This is a genomic window from Aquimarina sp. AU58, from assembly GCF_900312745.1.
GTDB lineage: Bacteria > Bacteroidota > Bacteroidia > Flavobacteriales > Flavobacteriaceae > Aquimarina > Aquimarina spinulae.
On the sequence record NZ_OMPD01000014.1, the window covers coordinates 1,768,095 to 1,788,187 of the forward strand.

Here is a 20,093-nt window from a genome sequence, read left to right on the forward strand (position 1 = left end):
TTATGAACAAGATCATAATAAACCACCTTTTCGAGTTCTGGGAATACATAGGAACACAAGGAGGCTTTTTTAATAGAGGAGAGGGGTATGTCTATACCAAGCCCGAAAAAAGCTCCTGGCCCAATAAAGTTTTTGAGATAGATCCAGAGATAGTAAACCTGGAGCAACTTTATGAACAAATGAAGAATGGAGCTTTACCAAAATCATTAGGAGTAACTGAAAACGAAAATGTAGAAAAACGACTACTACAGCACAATTTTGAGCAGCAATCAATGGTAAAAGCAATGTTTTTAGAGACCTCTAAAACTACGATGCCCGCAGATGATTTTTCTACGATAGTGCCCGTTGATAATGATAAAAAGGCGATAATATTTGCAAGAGTTTCATCAAACTCATTTGGATATCAAATACTCCCAGAGACCATAATTTCATTAGTCGAACACCAAAAAAATATACATCTTTTTTTAGGTAAACATAATGATGAATATGTAAGTTGTGGAATTATATATCATGATAAAAATGGATATTCTGGGATACATATGATAGGAACACTACCAAAATATAGAGGAATGGGATTAGGTAAGATTATGACCAATAAACTATTGTTTGAAGCTTACCAAAATCAAAGTGATATCGTTCTTTTGGTAGCATCTACATCTGGTGAGCGAATCTATTCTAAAATAGGGTTTATAACCGACAGAACACTAAAGAGCTATACTGTTAAGACACCTGCATAACTATAATTTTGTAGTGTTGCGAATCGTTTTTACGCCCCTAAGTTATTGATAATCTTTGATGTGAAAGGTAATGAAATGGTACATAGAACAAAGTGTGTCAATACGAAAAAGTCGACCATATGATAGTGTTGAAATGTTAACCACATCTTAATAAGTTCGTATTTTTTTAATATATTAACACTTTATTAATAATTTAAAACTAACAATATGGAAATAATTGTAACCATTATTATTGGAGCAGTAGCAGGTTGGCTTGGAGGTACCATTTACAAAGGTGGTGGCTTAGGTCTCATCGGAAATATTATAGTTGGAATCGTCGGGAGTTATGTAGGATACTGGCTTTTGGGAAGATTAGGAATTCACTTGGGTACCGGTTGGATCGGTGCAATACTTACTGGGGCTATCGGAGCGATAATCATTCTGTTCTTGCTCAATCTAATATTTAAAAAACGGTAATCAATATACTTTGATCATATAGATATTTTATCGATGTGAGAATAAGATTCTGATTCTTATCATAATACAAAAAGCTACCTATCTGGTAGCTTTTTGCTTTTATATCAATAAGAGTACGCTGTTGGATATATTATGAGTGAAATATATGTAATGCTTTTTGGGTAAATTAAGGTCGGTATAGTATTTTAGATTAAAAATAGTATATTAAGTATTTAATATACATCTATAAACAAAAGTATACATGGAGACATGACTTTTATATGATTATTGTTTCGCATTACAGTTGAATGAATTTTATTAATTATTATGAGTTAAAAAATGCTGAAAAAATTAAATCAGGCGATTTCACAGGACAACATTGAAGAAGTAATAAAAATAATAGGAAGTGGTGTTGAATTGAAACCAAAAGATGAATATTGGCAATCACCACTTTTTAAAGCTGCTAGAACTGGGAATATTGACATCGCAAAAACCCTCCTAGTAGAAGGAGTTGACCCTAATTATCAGGATTATGCCGGTATGACGGCATTATATTATGCTGTTTTTGGTGGGAACACGGCTATGGTGAGGCTATTATTAGATAATGGTGTAAAAATTGATGTTAGAGATGGATACGAAGATGAAACACCCTTGTGCGTTGCAGTTAACTCTAATAATTTTGAAATTATAGAACTATTACTGCATAGTGGTTCTGATCCATATCAAGATTTAATCACCAGGTTTCGTGATATAGCAGCAAGTATTAACAACACCGAATTAAGAGAATTAATTTATAAAGCCCGAGGACTAACTGATGATGAGTTTATCCTTTATGAGGCTGTTAGGTCTGGTAATGTAAGAAAATTAAGTACATTCAGTGAACAAGTTATCAATTCAATGGTTTGCCCCTGTTATAACCAAACGTTGCTACACATAGCTGCATCCCATGGGCATCTTGAAATTGTTAAAACTTTAATTACATTAAATTTTGAAATTAATGCTGAAGATTCGAGAGGTCATACTCCTTTAATAGAAGCATTAATAGGCAGTCATGACCGTCTGGCAGAATATTTAGTACATCAAGGAGCTGATGTAAATCTTATTTCGAATAAATATTCTACACTTTATTGGGCCATATTTAATGATATGGAAAATGTTGTAAAGCTGATATTGAAAAGTAACTTAGATTCTCAAATCCTTGAAAAGGAATTTCCACAGGCAATTAGAAAAGCCAATATAGAAATAGTTGAAGCATTTTTAGACACTGGTGTCGATACGACAATAGTGGATACGCAAGGTTATACTCCCTTAATAAATGCAATACAAGGAGGGAATTGTGATCTTGTAAAAAAAATGATCGAAATAGGCCTTGACATAAATGAATGTGACGATGAGGGTTGGCATCCTTTACTCCATGCAACAGAAAATTCTGAAATGGCAAAACTACTATACGAGCTTGATGCTGATCCCTGGATAAAAAATAATAAGGACATGTCTGTTTTTCACGGAGCTTGCATGAATGGTTTGGTCTGGTTAGTGAAAGATTTAATTCTAAAAAAACCTAATGTTGTTAATGAAAAAAGTAAAGATGGCTGGTCACCATTACATTATGCTGCATGGCATGGTAAGGTAGAGATCGCTAAAATTTTAATCAATAAAAACGCGAATATTAATGTCACAGATAACAGTGGAGAAACTCCACTTGAGATCGCAATAGATAAGGAACATAATGAATTAGTTGATTTTTTGAATGATTATCATAATGGTTTGAATAGGCATATATGATTTGATCATTTTCGAGATGGGTTATTTTATAGTATTGATGAAATGCTTATGGATAAAGTAGGTCAACTCCCTGAATGTTCCAAATAAATACCATTAAAGAGTTAGTTTATTTAAATTGTTGTTACATCATTATAAGCGAATGAAATTTGTAAATGGAAGTACTTAAAAACATTATTCAGGAAATAATTACGGCAACTCCATTTTAAACAAATAATCTTTTGGTATAAATGTACAATTGTATTTTACCTTATTTCTTGAAATGAACAAAATATTATTTATATTACTTTTCTTATCGGTAAGTAGTAAAACTGTTGGGCAAACATATAAAGACTATGAAAAGGCTATAGAAAATGCCGAGAAAGTCGAAAGTTTAAGTTTGGTTTTCAAAGATGATAGTTCTGATTGTATTGATAATAGAATTGTGAAACTAAAGAACTTAAAAGAATTAAGTATTCGTTTTGAAACTAATAGAGCAATACCCGAAGTAATCCTTAAACTCCCAAGTCTGCAATATGTATATCTGCATCTGGGAGATAGATCTAATTTTCCATTCAGGATATTTAGAATACAACAATTAAAACTACTCGATATTACCTCTGATAAATTAACATCAATACCTTTTGGAATTGGACAGCTACATCAACTGGAACGTTTAAGTATTCATTGTTCAAAATTAGAAGCTTTACCAAACGACCTAAATAAATTAAGTAACTTAAAGTATTTGAGTATTTCTAGTAGATACAATTTAGTTTTCCCAGATACATTAGACGGTTTGTGTAAACTTGAAGAGTTTAATTGGGGAGGAGCACCCGGATTTCCAAAAGAAATATTTGAGATACGCTCCCTTAAAAAATTGAGTTTTGGGTCTCCTTATTTTCAATCTTTACCCAGTGGCTTTAAAAACCTCACGAATTTAGAAGAATTAAGTATTAGTGGAGGTACTTTACATTTTTTTCCAGACGATATATGTAACTTAAAGTCATTAAGGATATTAGATTTACACTCAACAAAATTTGAGACAATACCGTTATGTGTTTCCGAAATGCCTTCGTTATTGTCGATAAACCTACAATTCAATACGCAGTTTAATGATTTTAACAGCTTGATAAAAATACTCAAAAAATCAAATTCAATTGATTGGGTACATATTGATGGAACACAGTATAATGAGAAAATCTTAAATACAATGAAAAAAGAATCTGTCAAAATTGATGTTATCCATTTGTATGAATAAGTACTCATAAAAAAGTTAGCATAAGATACAATGTACAATACAGAAGATCATAGCCATACATTAGATACAAACGCAACCTTTTCTTTAAAAAGGGATCTATTTAAAAAACGAAAATGGGAAAATATTTTTTATTGTTAATGGTAGCAATAGTGCTTTTAAGCTGTTCAAACGATGATGATTCCCAAAATAACGAATTTGTAGGAAAAACGTTTGACTATCTTTTTTTTGAAACCGAACAAGAATGCATAGATGCTCAAACTGATCCCAATTTTTTTATAAACTGCCATCAGGAATTAAGTTTTATCGATGATGAGAATGTCGAAATACTATTTACCGACATAAAATACTCTGCAAATTATAAAGTCGGAAATAATAAAATAATAATATATTCATCATCGCAGATAATAGAATTTCAAAATGATATTATTTTTGAAATCATAAACAGTTCTTCTCTAAAATTTGTAGACAATAATACCATATGGAAACTACGAACAGGAAATTCTATCTGGAATTAAAAAATAAGTAGACATCGTATGCATGTTCTGGTATAATAATGATCTGTTACATTAGAGCGTTTTTGACAAAAGTTAGAAAAAGTACCGCCCAGAACAATGGAATTTCTTAAATTAAGAACTCCTATGAAAACAATAACACTCCCTATTGAATTAACTCCTGATGAACATACATGTACTAACCTATACTATTATCAATCCACTAGAGAACACGATAAACAACAAATCAAACTCACAAAAAATGTCTTTAGCTTTTTGATTGATGGCCAAAAGGAAGTTTTTACAAATAATTCATCTTTCTTAATCGAGAATTCTAGTTTCCTATTAATGAAATCGGGGCATTGTTTAATGACAGAAAAACTCTCGCCTTTACATAAAAGTTATAAAAGTGTATTGTTGTTTTTCTCGAATGAAGAAATACTACAATTCATTCAGAAATTCGATATCAAAACGTCTAATAGTAGTGTGCCACAATCAGCATACTCATTTCAATATGATCAATTTATAAAAAACTACGTAAATAGTTTAGTTGATATTTCGAGACTGTCGCAGAGTATTCAAAAAAAGATGATTCAGACAAAATTTGAAGAGATTATGATCTATTTAGTAGAAACTAAAGGGACAGGTTTTATAAATTCAATGATGACTCATCAAAGCAACTCCTTTCAAAATTTCCTTAGTGTGGTCGAAAATAATAAACTAAGAAAAATGACATTGAAGGAGTTGGCCTTTTTATCAAATATGAGTGTATCCACGTTTAAACGAGAATTTGAAAAACACTTTCATCAATCACCCAGTAAATGGTTTTTAGATAAGAGGTTAGAACACTCGGCTTTTATGTTAAAGAATAATGCTAAGCGACCATCAGAAATCTATCAGGAAATTGGTTATGAAAACCTTTCGAATTTTATACACGCATTTAAAACAAAATTTGGTGTTACCCCAAAACAGTATCAACTAGATTGAACTTTTAGCACTACTTTTTGACCTAAATTAAATATAGTTTCTTCCTCAATAACTCATAATTTTGTATGCATAATTAAATATAAACCATTATGAAAAAATCAATTTTTATTTTAAGCATACTGCTTACCATATCAATATCTTCATTTGCGCAAAAGACGTTTACATTAATGAGTACTTCTATAGGTGGAGAAGCCACTATTAATGAAGAATTTAACGGATTTGGTTGTACCGGAAACAATGAATCTCCGCAGCTCTCGTGGAAGAATGCACCAAAAGGCACAAAAAGTTTTGCAATAACGATGTATGATCCAGATGCACCAACAGGTAGTGGATGGTGGCATTGGATTGTATTTGATATCCCCGAGAATATAAAAGAATTAGTATCGAATGCTGGTAATATAAAATCAAATTTGGTCCCAAAAGAAGCCATACAAAGTATTACAGATTTTGGAGTAGGGGGATATGGAGGACCTTGCCCTCCCGAAGGACACGGGATACATCAATATATTATTACCGTTTATGCTTTAAAAACAGATAAACTAGGGCTTAACGAAAACTCCAATCCTGCAGTTGTAGGGTATTATCTTTGGAATAATACTATAGCTAAAGCGAGTATAGTGATGTACTATCAAAGAACTAAAGAGTAAGGAACCCTGATCAAAATTTGATAGAATTAAGTAATTACGAATAAGATAATTACCAATCACATATAAAATAGTTGATGAAGCGCAAATCATAAAAGTTTGCGCTTTTTTAATACATTTATAGAATCTGATATAGGTGGTATAAGCTATTAAATAATTTGTATGAAGGCAATAGACAATTTTTATTATGATAAAGAAGAACCAATTAAAAGTTGCCTTTTGGTGTTAAAAACTATAATAACCGATTATAATTCGGAATTTGAATCGAGGTGGTATTACCGCCTACCTTGTTTTATGTATAAAAATCAAATTTTTTGTTATTTATGGGTAGATAAAAAAACACAATTCCCTTATATAGCAATTGGAAAAGGTGTAAAAATTAACCATCCAGACTTAATTCAGGGAAAAAGAACGTTTACAAAATTATTAATGATTGACCCGAATAAAGATATTCCGATAGAAAAGATTCATAGCATATTTGATATGGCAATGGAGCTTTATACTAAAAAATAAAGCTAGCGAATGGCAATATATATAAGAAAACATTACCTTCAATAAATAAACTTAAAAACATATGCGTTTACTAATTAATTGTTTTTTATGGTGTTTATTAACTCCGCTAATATGTAGCAGTCAGAAAATAGATGACCGTCTTAAATATCTTGAACAAAAACCTCCATCTGTAAACCCAGAGATATTCGCACCCGGTCTTATTTCTAAAAATACTGAATCAGAATTTGGTTCGGTTTTTAATACCGAAGCAACACAATTTTTCTATGGGGTAGATATAAACGGAAGAACCGAAATAAGATATTCAGAACTTATAGAAAACAAATGGAGCAAACCTAGAACTATTTTATCCCATGATAAGTACGGGTTTAATGATCCATTTCTTTCTCCAGATGAAAACAGATTATATTTTATCTCAGAAAGAACATTAGATGGTATGGGAGCCAAACAAGATCACGATATATGGTATGTAGAAAAAAAAGGTAGCGAGTGGTCAGAACCTATAAATGCCGGGCCCAATATCAACTCTAATAGAAATGAATATTATATTTCGTTTACAGCAACCGGAACGATGTATTTTTCATCCAACAAAATAACTGCAGAGAAAAAGCAAAGCGACTTTGATATATATGCCTCTAAAAGTATTAACGGAGAATTTCAGAAAGCGATTACACTGGGAGATTCGATTAATACCTCAAATTACGAAGCCGATGTTTTTGTTGACCCAAAAGAAACGTACATTATTTTTTGTGCAAGACGACCAGAAGGACTAGGTAGAGGAGATCTTTATATTAGTTTTAAGAATACCGATGGGACGTGGACAAAATCTATTAATATGGGAGAAAAAATCAATACAAAAAACCATGAACTTTGTCCTTTTGTATCAAAAGATGGTAAATATTTCTTCTATACAAGTAATCAAGATATTTACTGGGTAAGTACTAAAATTATCGATGAATTAAGAAAAAGCAAGTAACGCGGTGCGTAATTGAAACTCAAAATGTCTCAAAAGAAAACAATCAACGAGTCGATACACAAGACGATATCATTAGAAAAAGGTGATTTTTTTCTTCAATATGGCAAACCTTGTATAGAAATTGGTATGTTGATTAAAGGCGTAATGAGAGGATTTGTGTATGATAACGACGGCAATGAAATCACTACTCATTTTTATCAAGAAGGAGATATGATTATTGGTAGTTATATTCCCAATACAAATGTAGTCATGTCTGTTGAAGCTTTAGAGAAATGCGAAATTTCTGTAGCAAATTACTCAGAAGTGATGTCTTGGGTTAATAAAGACAAAAATATTACCGAAATAGTGACAAACGAGTTTCAAAAACTTAATAAACAGTTACAATCAAGATTAGTGTCTTTGTTAAATTTGAACTCTGTAGAAAAGTATACACTCTTTTTAAGAGAATATCCCAGTTTGATCAATCGAATTCCACATTATTACATTGCAAACTATTTAGGCATTACACCAACACAGTTAAGTAGAGCACGAAAACAATTTATCGACAAATGTAAATGAGAAAAAAATAACGTATTCGTTCCTTTGTATCAAGAAATAGTATAAAAGAGAAACAATATGGAAAAGCATTTTGAACTCACAGACAAAGTGTTTAAAAATCAATTTACACAGTGTACACTTAATCCCGAAATTTTTAGTCACGAAGCACATTTACGATTGGCGTGGATTATGATTAATGATCATGGTATTAAACAAGCCGAAAAAAAGATACATGCACAGCTACAGCATTTTGTAGAATTTGTAGGAGCAAAAGACAAATACAACAAAACACTAACTATTGTTGCAACCAAAGCGGTGAATCACTTCATGAATCAATCAAAATCTGATAATTTTAAAGATTTTATAGTTGAGTTTCCGCAGTTAAAAACCAATTTTAAGCAACTCATCGATAACCATTATAGTTTTGATATTTTTAATTCTGAAAAAGCAAAAACAGAATTTCTAGCCCCTGATATACTTACTTTTGATTAAAAGTAGTACGATGAGGTTAGATCCTGTGTTAAACTGAAAAATGAGATATTCTTTTAAAATAAATGCAGATTAATTCAGCAGACTAAGTAACATTTTATCATGTTAGGACATATACCTATAAATAGTAGACATAAGCACGTAATAATATGCAGAAATCATCTACATCTCTTTATAGAATTCGAAAAACAAGTTGGGGTATTTGGGTACAAATTTCGGCTGGTGTTAAAAATTGCAGTCAGGGAGACAAAATATCTGATAACCTGTATTTTGAATACAAAGCTAATACTACACATTTAACAGATGTTGAAATTGAACTATTAAAAGAAGGTCTTACCTGGGTAAGTACCATAATTGAAAAGAAAATTGATACGCCAACCACAATAACTCTAAATAAGATAGAGCTAAATCATTGTGACTATCAAGTTGAAGGCATGTTTTACGGAATAGCATTTTGGGCATCTGAGCATTTTGGATTTGACTTGCCAGAATATCAATTTAAGTATGATGTAAAAAAGAATAAGTATATGTTCCCTGATTTAGATGATAAATTAAAAAAACTGTTTACCACGTTATACATGAGATCAGAGCAATTTAGTTTCAAATAAACTTGTAGTATCACAAATTATAAAAATCAAAAAATATGATTATCGAATTGATACTTAGATAACTTAAGTTACTCGATAACGAACACTCTACACTAAAAACAAAAAGGCATAACAGGAGACAATCAATTCGTTGTTAATTGTTAGAGACATACGGCCCATTATGATCTAATAAAATAGATAGTTCAATGTAACCTTTTAAAAAAACGAAGGTCTTAAGTACAAAATATATCTATATGAACTTGTTTCGACCAAAAAGCTTTGTGCTCCTTAGTATTATAGTAGTGTCAATTTTATTTTTTATGGCATGTGCAACCGAAAGAAAACCCGATGCTCCAAAAACTAAAGAAAAAGCTACACTAAACCAGTTATTAGAGGAGAAAATTAATCTTCATTATCCGGCCGATGGAGCAGGAGCAGTGGTTTTAATCCGTAAAGGCGGAAAAACATTGCTCAAAAAAGCATTCGGAAACATAAATATAGAACACCAGGTAGCGGCCCAAACCGATATGAAATTCCGTATCGCCTCTATTACAAAACAATTTACTGCTGTTTGTATTTTAATGTTAGAAGAACAAGGGAAGTTATCTCTGGATAGTGATATTAAAGAGTATATCCCCGAATATAAACAATCACATGATCATAGCATTACGATTCGACAGTTATTAGGGCATACTGCAGGAATTCCAGAATACACAGATGTGAAACCTTCTTATGATCATCATGGTACAGATCGGGTAACGATGGACACTATTGTAAATGTAATCAATACTGTTTCACTTGATTTTAAACCGGGAACCGACTGGAAATATTCGAACTCTGGGTATGTTTTATTAGGCAAAATTGTTGAAAACGTTTCCAAACAGGAGTTTAGAGCTTATGTTCAAGAGCATATTTTTGATGCGTTAAACATGAAACAATCAAGTTTCTATGATTTTTATGAAATCGTTCCGCAATTGTCTAAGGGATACGAAATAGCTGAGGAAAAACCTCATAAAATTGTTCATGCAAAAGCTGTAAAACCAGGAACACTTGCAGATGGCGGCATTATTTCTACTATCGATGATATGACTATTTGGTACGACGCTTTAAAAAACAATACATTGATATCCGAGAAACAAAAACAGATTGCGTTCACTTCTCAAAGCCTGCAAGATGGTAGAAAAACTAAATATGGGTTAGGTTGGTGGACTACAACTTTAGGTGAGTATACTACGGTTGAGCATGGAGGAAACATACATGGTACCGAATGTTACTCGCTATGGATTCTTGAAGAGGACTTACAGATTATCGTGTTATCAAACCTAAATAGAAGTCATCCGGCAGGGCTTGCTGTACAGTTAGCTTCAGATGTTCTAGGGATTTCACCTAATCTAGAACAGGTTAAATCCTTTGATGAAAGTGTGTTAAAGAAATTTACGGGAGCCTATACTCATGAAGATGGAACCATTCGTAACATCACATTAGAAAACGGACAGCTTAATTCGCAGCGAGATCAGGGAAGAAAGTTTGTAATTGTACCGATTAGTGAACACAAATTTATTTTTAAATCCGATCCCGATTGGTGGATTGACTTTACCATAAATGAGGATAAAAAGATAGAGAGCCTTGCCGTTGGATCCAGAACGACTTTAGTATCAAATGGGAAACGAAATAAGGAATAAGTGCCTTGTGTCTAAAATAAGGGGTATAGCATAGATGTTTTGATGAGGTATCTTATATGAAATAGAAGAACTTGGCGGAGAAATATTTATAAACGGAAAAAAATATAAACCCGAATAGCACTACATAGATAGTTATAACATCTGATTTCTTTTTTAGAAATTCTCGATGCCAAACCATAAGTTTACTTCTTTTTGCTATTTTAGTATAAGATCAACAAAACCCTGTACTAAAAAGTGATTTTGTTGTATAAAGACGAACACCAGCACGCAAAAATATGAACCCAATTTCAACCCTATTAGAAGAGATAAACAGTCAAAATTTATGGGATAAAGAATTGAAACTGGATAGAAATGAATATTTAAAAGTAAAAGGAAGTATTGACACCAATGCCTACCTGGTTGTAGACGGTAGTTTAAGAATTTTTGTGATAGACGAGTTTGAAGAACATACCATTAGGTTTGGATATAAAAACAATTTTATTGCAGCTCTCGATTCATTTATAAACGAAAAACCATCTGATTTTTATATTCAAGCTTTAAAGAAAACAACTTTAAAAGTGATTAAAAAAGCAAATCTTATGAACTTTATATGGTCTTCTGCGGCGCACACTAAAACGTGGTATCTGATTTTTGAAAATTTTGTTTTACAACAAATGGAAAGAGAAAGAGATATTTTAACTACTTCTCCTGTAGAAAGGTATAACAGGGTTTTAAAACGTAGCCCTCAGCTATTTCAGGAAATACCCAATAAATATATTGCATCCTACCTGCGAATGACTCCCGAAACACTTTCGAGAATCAAAAAATCTTAATTTCGATCAATGTTTTAAAACTTCAAATCATAGAGTTTTGTATAAAAAAAACAAATGAAGATAGCATCAAAAGAATTACTACAGGATTTGGTAGAAAGAACACGAAAAAATATAAATGAAGCAGAAAAATATAATCAGTTGCCCATAGAACAACTGAATTGGAGAAATACACCAGAGAGTTGGAGTATTTTAGAGTGCCTGGAACACCTAAATTTGTATGGGGACTTTTATCTTCCCGAGATTGAAAATAGAATGCTAACATCAAAAAGAAAAAATGTACCTGTTTTCACATCAGGTCTTTTGGGAAATTATTTTGCAAAAATGATGCTTCCCAGAGAAAAACTGAATACCATGAAAACATTCAAAGATAAAAATCCGATTAACAGTGATCTGGATGAAAAATGTATTGACCGGTTTATTGCACAACAACACAAGACATTAGAATTATTAGATATAGCAAGAAATAAAGATCTAAGTAAAATTAAAACATCGATCAGTATTTCGAAATGGATAACATTAAAATTAGGAGATACGTTTAGGGTACTTATTTATCATAACCAGAGGCATATTGCACAATGTAATAAAATAGTGAATAGCTACTCATAATTACTTCGTAAGGGAAGAGTTCTTAATTTCTTAGGATTGCCTATTTTTAACCTTCTGTAGTAATCTGAGAGCTGAAGTATACATAATGAAATAAGGGGAGGAGAACTACAAACACAAGTGCTGCCTGGTAAAAGGACTATTTTTTATACTTTCGTTAACGATACACACTATGTTTATTTGTAATTTTAAGAAACATTATACATGGGAACCTACACTAGAAAAACACCGTTAAAAATTGATTGCCCGATGGAGAGAACATTACATGTTATTTCGGGAAAATGGAAACTCGCATTATTATGCGAACTTAATAGAGGAAGTTGTAGGCTTAAAGACTTAGAAAGATACAATCCAGAAGCTTCTAAAAGAGCATTAACCAAACAGCTGGGTGAATTGGTAGAGGATGGGGTCATTCAAAAAAAAGATTATGAAGTATATCCCAAAAAAGTAGAATACTCTCTAACAGAAAAAGGAAAAAAACTTATTTCTGTATTAGAAGTCCTTGATGAATTTGGCAAACAATTATAAAGTTGCTCTAAAACGGTGATTTTTAAACCAATAATTCTGTTAGTAATTGGACTGATAACAAATCACAAGGGGAGATCCGGGAGTCTCAGCTTTAATGTTTTTCAACCCTAAAGATGAAATAGGCAGAATTTTATTAGTAAATACAAATATTGAAGATCAAGAGGGCGTTAACGCATATTACGAGATTTTTAATAAACTAGGAGAATTTGGTGCAAAATTAAAATAAATACCAGTGTATAACATTGTACATAAAAAACTGTGACTTAGTAACATTTTACGCTGTTACGACACATACTTATAACGTTACAGAACCTTAAAAAACGACTAATGAAAAACACTTTTCTCATACTATTTCTTTTGTGTTTCTTAATAGGATGCAGCGATCAGAAATTAACTAATAAAGAGATTGTCACTAAATATTATAATGCCAGAAATACAGCCAACTACAATGAATTAAAAACATTTATAAATGATAGTATTACAATTACTGCAGGAGATTACATTATGCCTTATACCCATGATAGTTTTTATGAAGAATTTAAGTGGGACTCTATATTTAGAACATCATATAAAATAGTCGAATTAGTAGAAAAAAATGATCAGATTATTGCCTCTGTAACTTCAAATTCTATTCGTTTTGAGTTTTTAAAAAACAACCCTCTGGTATGCCAATATAAAATCTCTTTTACTTCTGGAAAAATCTCAAAAATTGAATCCTTAGAATGTATTGGTGCTAATTGGAAAATTTGGCAAAGAAAAGTAGATTCTTTGGTGAGTTGGGTTAACGCAAATCACCCTGAGTTAGATGGTTTTATTAATGATATGACAATGAACGGTGCTATAAATTATTTAAAAGCAATTGAGTTGTATAAAAAAAATAAAAAGTAGCTAACAAAATATAAAAACACATTTAATACAAACCGTTGTAAGTAATTGTTAATAGGCTATATTAAATGAAGGTAGATCATGAAACATTACCAAAATGCAGATTGGAAGAAAAGAAATTTTCTTGGGGTGAACCTTATTTAGAGGTAATTCCAATATTTGATACTTTGATATCACAAGAATTAAGTAACATTTTATGCTACTGCGATACATATAATAAACGTTGTAAACATTTGAACTGAAAAATAACTTAACGAATTAAAAGTTTGTATAAAGTAATTAATTTTATTATTTCTTTTGGTGCTCTGCAAGGTCTTATCATTGGGGTATTGTTTTTAATAAAAGGTTTCAGATCGAAACAAGAAAAATTTTATTTGGCTCTAATATTAATTGGTTTTGCTGCTATATTAGGAAGAGTTTTAATATTAGGTATTTATGAAAATCAAGCTTCATTTCTGGTTAATCTCAATTTCATTTTATTAATTTCTCCTGCATTCTATTTATATACTAAAGAATGCTCAAACACTACAAAAATTATAAGATTTAAAGGCAAGCATTTCCTGCCTTTTCTCATTATAAATTTTGGGTATATATTATTTTATTTTACGGTTAGAGACGCTGTTAATTATCAGAAGTATCTGCAAAATGTTATAAAAATAAACGAAAGTTTTAGCATCGTTTATTTCGTAATATATTTATACCTAACCTATAACTTACACAAGCAAAATAAGTCTTACTATTCTAAAATACTATACCAATTATTAAATCAACTAACGTTCATGTTTTTTGGTTTTTTTATTATTTGGATAGTTTATGTTTTAGCAGAATGGATTTACTTTGACTACAACATGCAACTCATATACTATTACCCAATAATGGTACTATTAGCTGTGATTCTTTATTATTTGAGTTTACAAATTGTTATCCATACACAATTTTTATTTGTCGGTAAGGAAACCCCAACAAGGAAAACTTTTATTTTAAAAGAGAGAGAAAGCAAGCATTTATTAGATAAGTTAACTCTTTTTATGAATGATAAAAAACCTTTTTTAGATGGTGATGTTTCTCTAATCACTCTTGCGAATTCACTAGATGTAAACCCAAAAGTCCTATCTTTTGTTATCAATGAACATAGTAATAAGAATTTTAATGATTATATTAATAATTGGAGAGTTGAAGAAGTAAAGAAAAGATTAGATGACAAAGCGTATAAGCATTATAAAATGTTAAGTATTGCTTTTGATTGTGGATTTAATTCTAAATCAACTTTTAATCTTGCATTCAAAAAAGCTACCGGATTATCTCCATCACAATATAAAAACTCTAATAACTACTAATCTTAAATCTTTCTTTTGAGACGACTACAAAAATATTTTGAGTCCTAAATCTTCTTTTAAGGCGACAACCCGTTTTCTCTATGATAGTTTTGTCTAAAACAAGATAAAAAAATGGATCTATCAAGAACAATCATTTTTAGCATATTACTAACTATTATAGGATGTAAAAATGATAACCCTACCTTCGATGTAGATAACGGATTATATATAGATAATGTTACTATAATATCTGCAAACAAAAACGGTATACTAAAAAAGTATATAGGAAATGTGTTGATCGATAATAAGACTATTCTTTTTTGCGGAAAGCAGAAACCAAATGTAAAAGGCGTTTATACAAAAATTGATGGAACCGGAAAGTACTTAACTCCTGGTTTAATAGATTCACATGTACATTTAAGCTCTATTGCAGGGATGAATTACAAACATGTAAGAGACCTGCCAGAATTGGCAAATAGCTATTATGAGCAGCTTCCAAATAGTTATTTATATTTTGGTTACACTACGCTAATTGATCCTAATAACTATAATCCTAGAATTATAAAACAAATCAAGGATAAGGAGATTAAACCCGACATTTATACATGTGGCGAACAAGTAAAAGTGATGAATGATTTTATGATGGCCGAGGATCATCCAAAAGATCGATATAAATTCTATCCAAACTTTTTACATGACAAATACAACAAAAATGTTAGTATACCAGATACAATAAATAGTAATGATCACTCTGTAAAAAAAGTAGTTTCCGATATCGTTAATAAACAAGGTGGAATCTGCATGAAAACTATTTATGAAGATGGATTTGGTGGTACCGAAGAGATGCTATGGGAATTACCCACATTAGATATTATGAAAGATTTGGTACATCAGGCACAAAGTGAAAACATTCCTGTATTGCTACATGCAAACTCATTTTCTGCGCAAAAATTCGGATCAGAAGCTAATGTTGATATTATTGCTCACGGAATGTGGCATTGGGGATTATTAAAAGAGTATTTAAATGTGAGTAAACTTCCAGAAACTCATAAAGAATTATTATCGACTATTGCTGATAAAAAGATTGGGTATCAGCCAACTTTTAGGGTAATTGCTGGGCAAAAAGATGTCTTTAATTCTAATTTTATAAATGATTCAAATTTAAAAAATGTATTGCCTCCTAATCTACTGAAATGGTTAAAAACCGACGAAGGATTATGGCAAAAAAAGAGAATTATGACCTATGGTGGAGATTATTTTGACTCAGAGACCCCAGATAGAGAAATAGCTGGTATGATGCAGTTAGTTTTAGATAAAATCAATATTAGTACGAACTATCTATCTGGTGAAAATGGTAATTTGTTATTTGGATCAGACACACCTGCTATGAACAATCATGCAAATCCTCCTGGATACAATGGTTTTTTAGAGATGAAACATTGGGTTGAAGCGGGAATCTCATTAGAAAAGATATTTATGGCTGCTACATTTAATAACGCAAATGCTTTTCATATAAATGACAAATATGGGACTATCGAAAAAGGTAAAACAGCAAATTTATTGCTATTGAATCAAGATCCGTTAGATAATATATCGGCATATAATGCGATAAATTCTGTTATTGTGCATGGTAAAAAATATGAGAGAAATACACTTTCTGCAAGGGTAGATGATTAGAATTGTCTAAAAAAAGCAAGAAATTTCTAAATAGTCACTAGAAAGTTACTACTTTTATTTCTGTACTTGTCACAGCCATATCGTTGCATGCAAGCTGACCAAAACACAAAATTAAATCATGAAAAAACTCATACTATTTTTATAGCCATGATTAAGTAATATGAATTTAACAAGACATATTCGAGGGCTGTTTCAACCCATTCAACCCACCATACAGCAAACTAAAGAAAATGTAAATTATATTGAGTTTTTACCAACAACAAAATTACAACCTTACATTTATTGCTACTGGCAATTAAAAACAACCGAAAAACTAAATGGCGCTTTTAGCTATAAAGTAGTTTCTGATGGTTGTATTGATATTCTATTTGAAATAAATAATCCTAAAGATAATTTTGTTGCTGGTTTTTGTAAAAAATACACAGAATACGTATTACAACCAGAATTCAACTACATTGGTGTTAGATTTTTACCAACGATATTTCCTCAGATCTTTAAGGTTAATGCAAGCGAACTAAGTAACAAGTTTCAAAATTTAGAAGATTTTGTACCGCAAACATCAAAATTTATAGCTAGTCATTTTCACCCTAAGCTAAATATTGAAGAGATTAAATTAAAATTTGACATTTACTTTACCAATATTTTAAATCATACTGTTTTTGATTATGACAACAGACTTTACAATGCCATAGATACAATTCTAAAAAATTATGGAGTATTAAATATAGAAAAAGATGTTGATGTAGGAATTAGTAATAGACAATTACGAAGGCTTTTTCAATTCTATATTGGTGACTCTCCCAAAACATTCAGTAAAGTTGTTCAGTTTCAAAATATATTAAAAGCAAAACCATCTAATCAAAGTCTTAAACAAAACAAACTTTTTTATGATATTGGCTATTATGACCAATCTCATTTCATTAAAGATTTTAAAAATTTTTATGGCGTCACTCCAAATAAAGCTTTTAAGAGAACTCAGTAATATGTCCGTTTTTTACAATATTTAATTGTGTTAACGCTATAGTTTTGAAGAGTAAATAAAAACTTAAAATGATGAAATGAGCCATAATAATTAGGTTAATACCAACCGATATGATCAATGGCGAATTCCATCTGACAATTAAAAAACAATAAAAAAAGAACAGATGAAACAAATTTTTAAAATTACATTTATTCTATTCGCTGCCACGCAAGTATTTTCTCAGACAAATCAAAATTTAAAAACTATGAAACTAAATGCAGGAATTATCACCGAAAAACTAACCGAAACTAAAGAGTTTTACACAAAAGTACTCGATTTTGGAGTTACATTTGAAAATGAATTTTATCTGTTAATGCACACTCCTAATCGTCAAGCTGAAATTAGTTTTTTACTACCTAATCATCCAACACAAAAACCTATATTTCAAAAACCCTTTGCTGGTAATGGTATGTATCTTACTATTGAAGTTGATGATGTAGATAAAATCTATACTGAAATTAAAAAGAAAGGTGTAAACATTGAAATTGACTTACGCAATGAACCATGGGGAGACAGACACTTTGCTATTGTAGATCCTAACGGAATAGGTATTGATTTAATTACATATACAAAACCAGAATAAAACTATGCGCAACACTGTAAAGAATAGTACTACAAGGCCTTGTATACTCATCATAAGCAAAAAATGAAATGAAAAAATATTGTACACTATTGCTATTCGTCTTTTTAATGATTTCTTGTAATAAGAGAGTAGAAAAAAACAAGATATTGTTTATAACCACTAGCGTTAACAAGATGGGAGGTAAACCAAATGGAACTTATTTGATTGAATTAGCAATTCCATTTAATGAATTTTCTAAAAAGCAGTATCAGATTGATATTATGTCGCCAAAAGGAGGTGAAATCCCAATGTATCATAGCGGAGATACAACTGAAATAGTAAAATCAATCATAAAATCAGATGTATTTAACGACAAGACCAAAAACAGCCTTAAGCCCAAAGACATTAATCCAGAAGAATATTTAGCTGTTTTTATTCCCGGAGGATATGGACAGTTTTGGGATACTCACAAAAATAAAGAAGTTCAGAAAATTATTGCCGAAATCTATGAATCAAATGGAGTAATCGGGACAATCGGTCACGGAACAGCAATGCTCATTGATGTAAAATTGAAATCAGGAGCATATTTGGTAAGCAACAAAACCATGACAAGTTTTCCTTCCTGGAATGAGAAAAATATTATGAAACAATCGAATTTTGGTGCTTTATTACCTTATGATATGGAAATTGAAATGCAAAAAAGAGGGGCTGATCTAAAAATATATGATCACGAAAAGAAAGTGAATTACGAAGTTGTTGATTCGAAAAACAGATTGATAACCGCATCATTTTCTACAAGTGGAAAATTTGTTGCAGAAGAAGTTTTAAAATTGCTTAATAAAAGCGAATGAAAACCATACACAGAAGAGTGCATAATATCTATGTACGATAAACACCACCACACTATATACAAGAAATGTTACTATCAATTAAACCAACTGATGCGGGAAAATAGTGCTATACTGTTTTTTTGCTTTATCAGTTAAATATGGATAAATACTTTGGCTGATCAATAATGAGTATTGCTCAATAGATTCCTTTGACAAAACATCGGCTTGAATCAAAATAGAAGAAAACCAAAAATTACTAATAACCTCTATCCTTTTAAATAAACTGTGATATTCATTTTTTAACAATTCTTCACGAAATACCCCATTTTTAATAAGAACATCCACAATGTTTATAAATTCTATTTCTCTTCGTTTTGAAAGCTCAGAATAATGCCTTTTTATCTTCTGATTTTTCCTTGTAATAGTTATAAAATCCAATAAAAAGAAATGATACTCGTAAAGTATGGTAAAAATTTCTATCGAGATGTTTAAAAATGATTGCAGTAAATCATCGGTTTTTATAAAAAGAATACTGTCGATTTTTTCAACTAACTGAAAATAGAGCGCTTCAATTATATCTTCTCTTTTTTTAAAATGATATTGCAGATTACCAACACTAATCCCTGCCTTATCAGCAATGGCTCTTAAGGATACATTTGAAATACCAGAATCATTAAAGAGATTCAGGGATTTTATTAAAATCTTTTGTTTTGTTGCATTCATCTATACAAAGATATCATTTTTTAGTACATACGTACTAGGTTG

23 protein-coding genes are annotated in these 20,093 nt (G+C 30.9%); 22 read left to right on the forward strand and 1 reads right to left on the reverse strand.

The features are described from left to right. The first annotated feature begins 2 nt into the window (after nt 1–2). From DK441_RS19105 to DK441_RS19210, 22 genes are all read left to right on the forward strand, one after another. Nucleotides 3–737, forward strand: a complete 735-nt coding sequence (locus DK441_RS19105; protein ID WP_109852096.1) for a GNAT family N-acetyltransferase — start codon at nt 3–5, stop codon at nt 735–737. A 207-nt stretch (nt 738–944) separates the two neighbouring features. Further along, complete coding sequence (locus tag DK441_RS19110) at nt 945–1,193, forward strand: GlsB/YeaQ/YmgE family stress response membrane protein (protein ID WP_109852097.1); 249 nt, start codon at nt 945–947, stop codon at nt 1,191–1,193. Nucleotides 1,194–1,511: 318 nt separating this feature from the next. After that, nucleotides 1,512–2,957, forward strand: coding sequence for an ankyrin repeat domain-containing protein (locus DK441_RS19115; protein ID WP_109852098.1), 1,446 nt, complete (start codon nt 1,512–1,514; stop codon nt 2,955–2,957). Nucleotides 2,958–3,216: 259 nt separating this feature from the next. Beyond that, nucleotides 3,217–4,191, forward strand: coding sequence for a leucine-rich repeat domain-containing protein (locus tag DK441_RS19120; protein ID WP_160112181.1), 975 nt, complete (start codon nt 3,217–3,219; stop codon nt 4,189–4,191). Between the two features lie 113 nt (nt 4,192–4,304). Further along, complete coding sequence (locus DK441_RS19125) at nt 4,305–4,706, forward strand: hypothetical protein (protein ID WP_109852100.1); 402 nt, start codon at nt 4,305–4,307, stop codon at nt 4,704–4,706. A 123-nt stretch (nt 4,707–4,829) separates the two neighbouring features. Next, entirely contained in the window at nt 4,830–5,669 is an 840-nt protein-coding gene (locus tag DK441_RS19130) for an AraC family transcriptional regulator (RefSeq protein ID WP_109853571.1), read from the forward strand. 89 nt (nt 5,670–5,758) lie between these two features. Next, nucleotides 5,759–6,316 (forward strand): YbhB/YbcL family Raf kinase inhibitor-like protein, encoded by a 558-nt coding sequence (locus tag DK441_RS19135; protein WP_109852101.1) that lies wholly within the window; start codon nt 5,759–5,761, stop codon nt 6,314–6,316. 159 nt (nt 6,317–6,475) lie between these two features. Continuing rightward, complete coding sequence (locus DK441_RS19140) at nt 6,476–6,826, forward strand: DUF1801 domain-containing protein (RefSeq protein ID WP_109852102.1); 351 nt, start codon at nt 6,476–6,478, stop codon at nt 6,824–6,826. A 61-nt stretch (nt 6,827–6,887) separates the two neighbouring features. Further along, nucleotides 6,888–7,799: a TolB family protein gene (locus tag DK441_RS19145; RefSeq protein WP_109852103.1), complete on the forward strand. Its 912-nt coding sequence runs from the start codon at nt 6,888–6,890 to the stop codon at nt 7,797–7,799. 24 nt (nt 7,800–7,823) lie between these two features. Further along, nucleotides 7,824–8,357, forward strand: coding sequence for a Crp/Fnr family transcriptional regulator (locus DK441_RS19150; RefSeq protein WP_109852104.1), 534 nt, complete (start codon nt 7,824–7,826; stop codon nt 8,355–8,357). Nucleotides 8,358–8,414: 57 nt separating this feature from the next. Then, nucleotides 8,415–8,828, forward strand: a complete 414-nt coding sequence (locus DK441_RS19155) for a hypothetical protein (RefSeq protein ID WP_109852105.1) — start codon at nt 8,415–8,417, stop codon at nt 8,826–8,828. A 146-nt stretch (nt 8,829–8,974) separates the two neighbouring features. After that, the gene (locus DK441_RS19160; protein WP_109852106.1) at nt 8,975–9,433 is read left to right on the forward strand and encodes a hypothetical protein; all 459 of its coding nucleotides are present in this window, start codon (nt 8,975–8,977) and stop codon (nt 9,431–9,433) included. 233 nt (nt 9,434–9,666) lie between these two features. Then, nucleotides 9,667–11,094 carry a serine hydrolase gene (locus DK441_RS19165; RefSeq protein WP_109852107.1) on the forward strand — a complete coding sequence of 476 codons (1,428 nt, stop codon included), beginning with the start codon at nt 9,667–9,669 and terminating at the stop codon, nt 11,092–11,094. 275 nt (nt 11,095–11,369) lie between these two features. Then, nucleotides 11,370–11,906, forward strand: a complete 537-nt coding sequence (locus DK441_RS19170) for a Crp/Fnr family transcriptional regulator (protein WP_109852108.1) — start codon at nt 11,370–11,372, stop codon at nt 11,904–11,906. Nucleotides 11,907–11,960: 54 nt separating this feature from the next. Further along, a complete protein-coding gene (locus tag DK441_RS19175) occupies nt 11,961–12,512 on the forward strand; it encodes a DinB family protein (RefSeq protein WP_109852109.1) in 552 nt (183 codons plus the stop codon). Nucleotides 12,513–12,713: 201 nt separating this feature from the next. Next, nucleotides 12,714–13,037, forward strand: a complete 324-nt coding sequence (locus DK441_RS19180) for a helix-turn-helix domain-containing protein (protein ID WP_109852110.1) — start codon at nt 12,714–12,716, stop codon at nt 13,035–13,037. A gap of 327 nt (nt 13,038–13,364) precedes the next feature. Further along, nucleotides 13,365–13,925, forward strand: a complete 561-nt coding sequence (locus tag DK441_RS19185) for a hypothetical protein (RefSeq protein WP_109852111.1) — start codon at nt 13,365–13,367, stop codon at nt 13,923–13,925. 263 nt (nt 13,926–14,188) lie between these two features. After that, entirely contained in the window at nt 14,189–15,259 is a 1,071-nt protein-coding gene (locus DK441_RS19190; protein ID WP_109852112.1) for an AraC family transcriptional regulator, read from the forward strand. A 111-nt stretch (nt 15,260–15,370) separates the two neighbouring features. Further along, entirely contained in the window at nt 15,371–16,915 is a 1,545-nt protein-coding gene (locus DK441_RS19195; RefSeq protein ID WP_109852113.1) for an amidohydrolase family protein, read from the forward strand. Between the two features lie 160 nt (nt 16,916–17,075). Beyond that, nucleotides 17,076–17,897 carry a helix-turn-helix domain-containing protein gene (locus DK441_RS19200; RefSeq protein WP_108808562.1) on the forward strand — a complete coding sequence of 274 codons (822 nt, stop codon included), beginning with the start codon at nt 17,076–17,078 and terminating at the stop codon, nt 17,895–17,897. A gap of 244 nt (nt 17,898–18,141) precedes the next feature. Then, complete coding sequence (locus DK441_RS19205; RefSeq protein WP_109853572.1) at nt 18,142–18,519, forward strand: VOC family protein; 378 nt, start codon at nt 18,142–18,144, stop codon at nt 18,517–18,519. A gap of 68 nt (nt 18,520–18,587) precedes the next feature. Then, nucleotides 18,588–19,349 carry a type 1 glutamine amidotransferase domain-containing protein gene (locus DK441_RS19210; RefSeq protein ID WP_109852114.1) on the forward strand — a complete coding sequence of 254 codons (762 nt, stop codon included), beginning with the start codon at nt 18,588–18,590 and terminating at the stop codon, nt 19,347–19,349. Between the two features lie 78 nt (nt 19,350–19,427). Here the strand turns inward: DK441_RS19210 and DK441_RS19215 are convergent, their stop codons facing one another. After that, on the reverse strand, nt 19,428–20,051 hold the full coding sequence (locus tag DK441_RS19215; protein WP_109852115.1) for a TetR/AcrR family transcriptional regulator: 624 nt from the start codon (nt 20,049–20,051) through the stop codon (nt 19,428–19,430). Between the last annotated feature and the right edge of the window lie 42 nt (nt 20,052–20,093).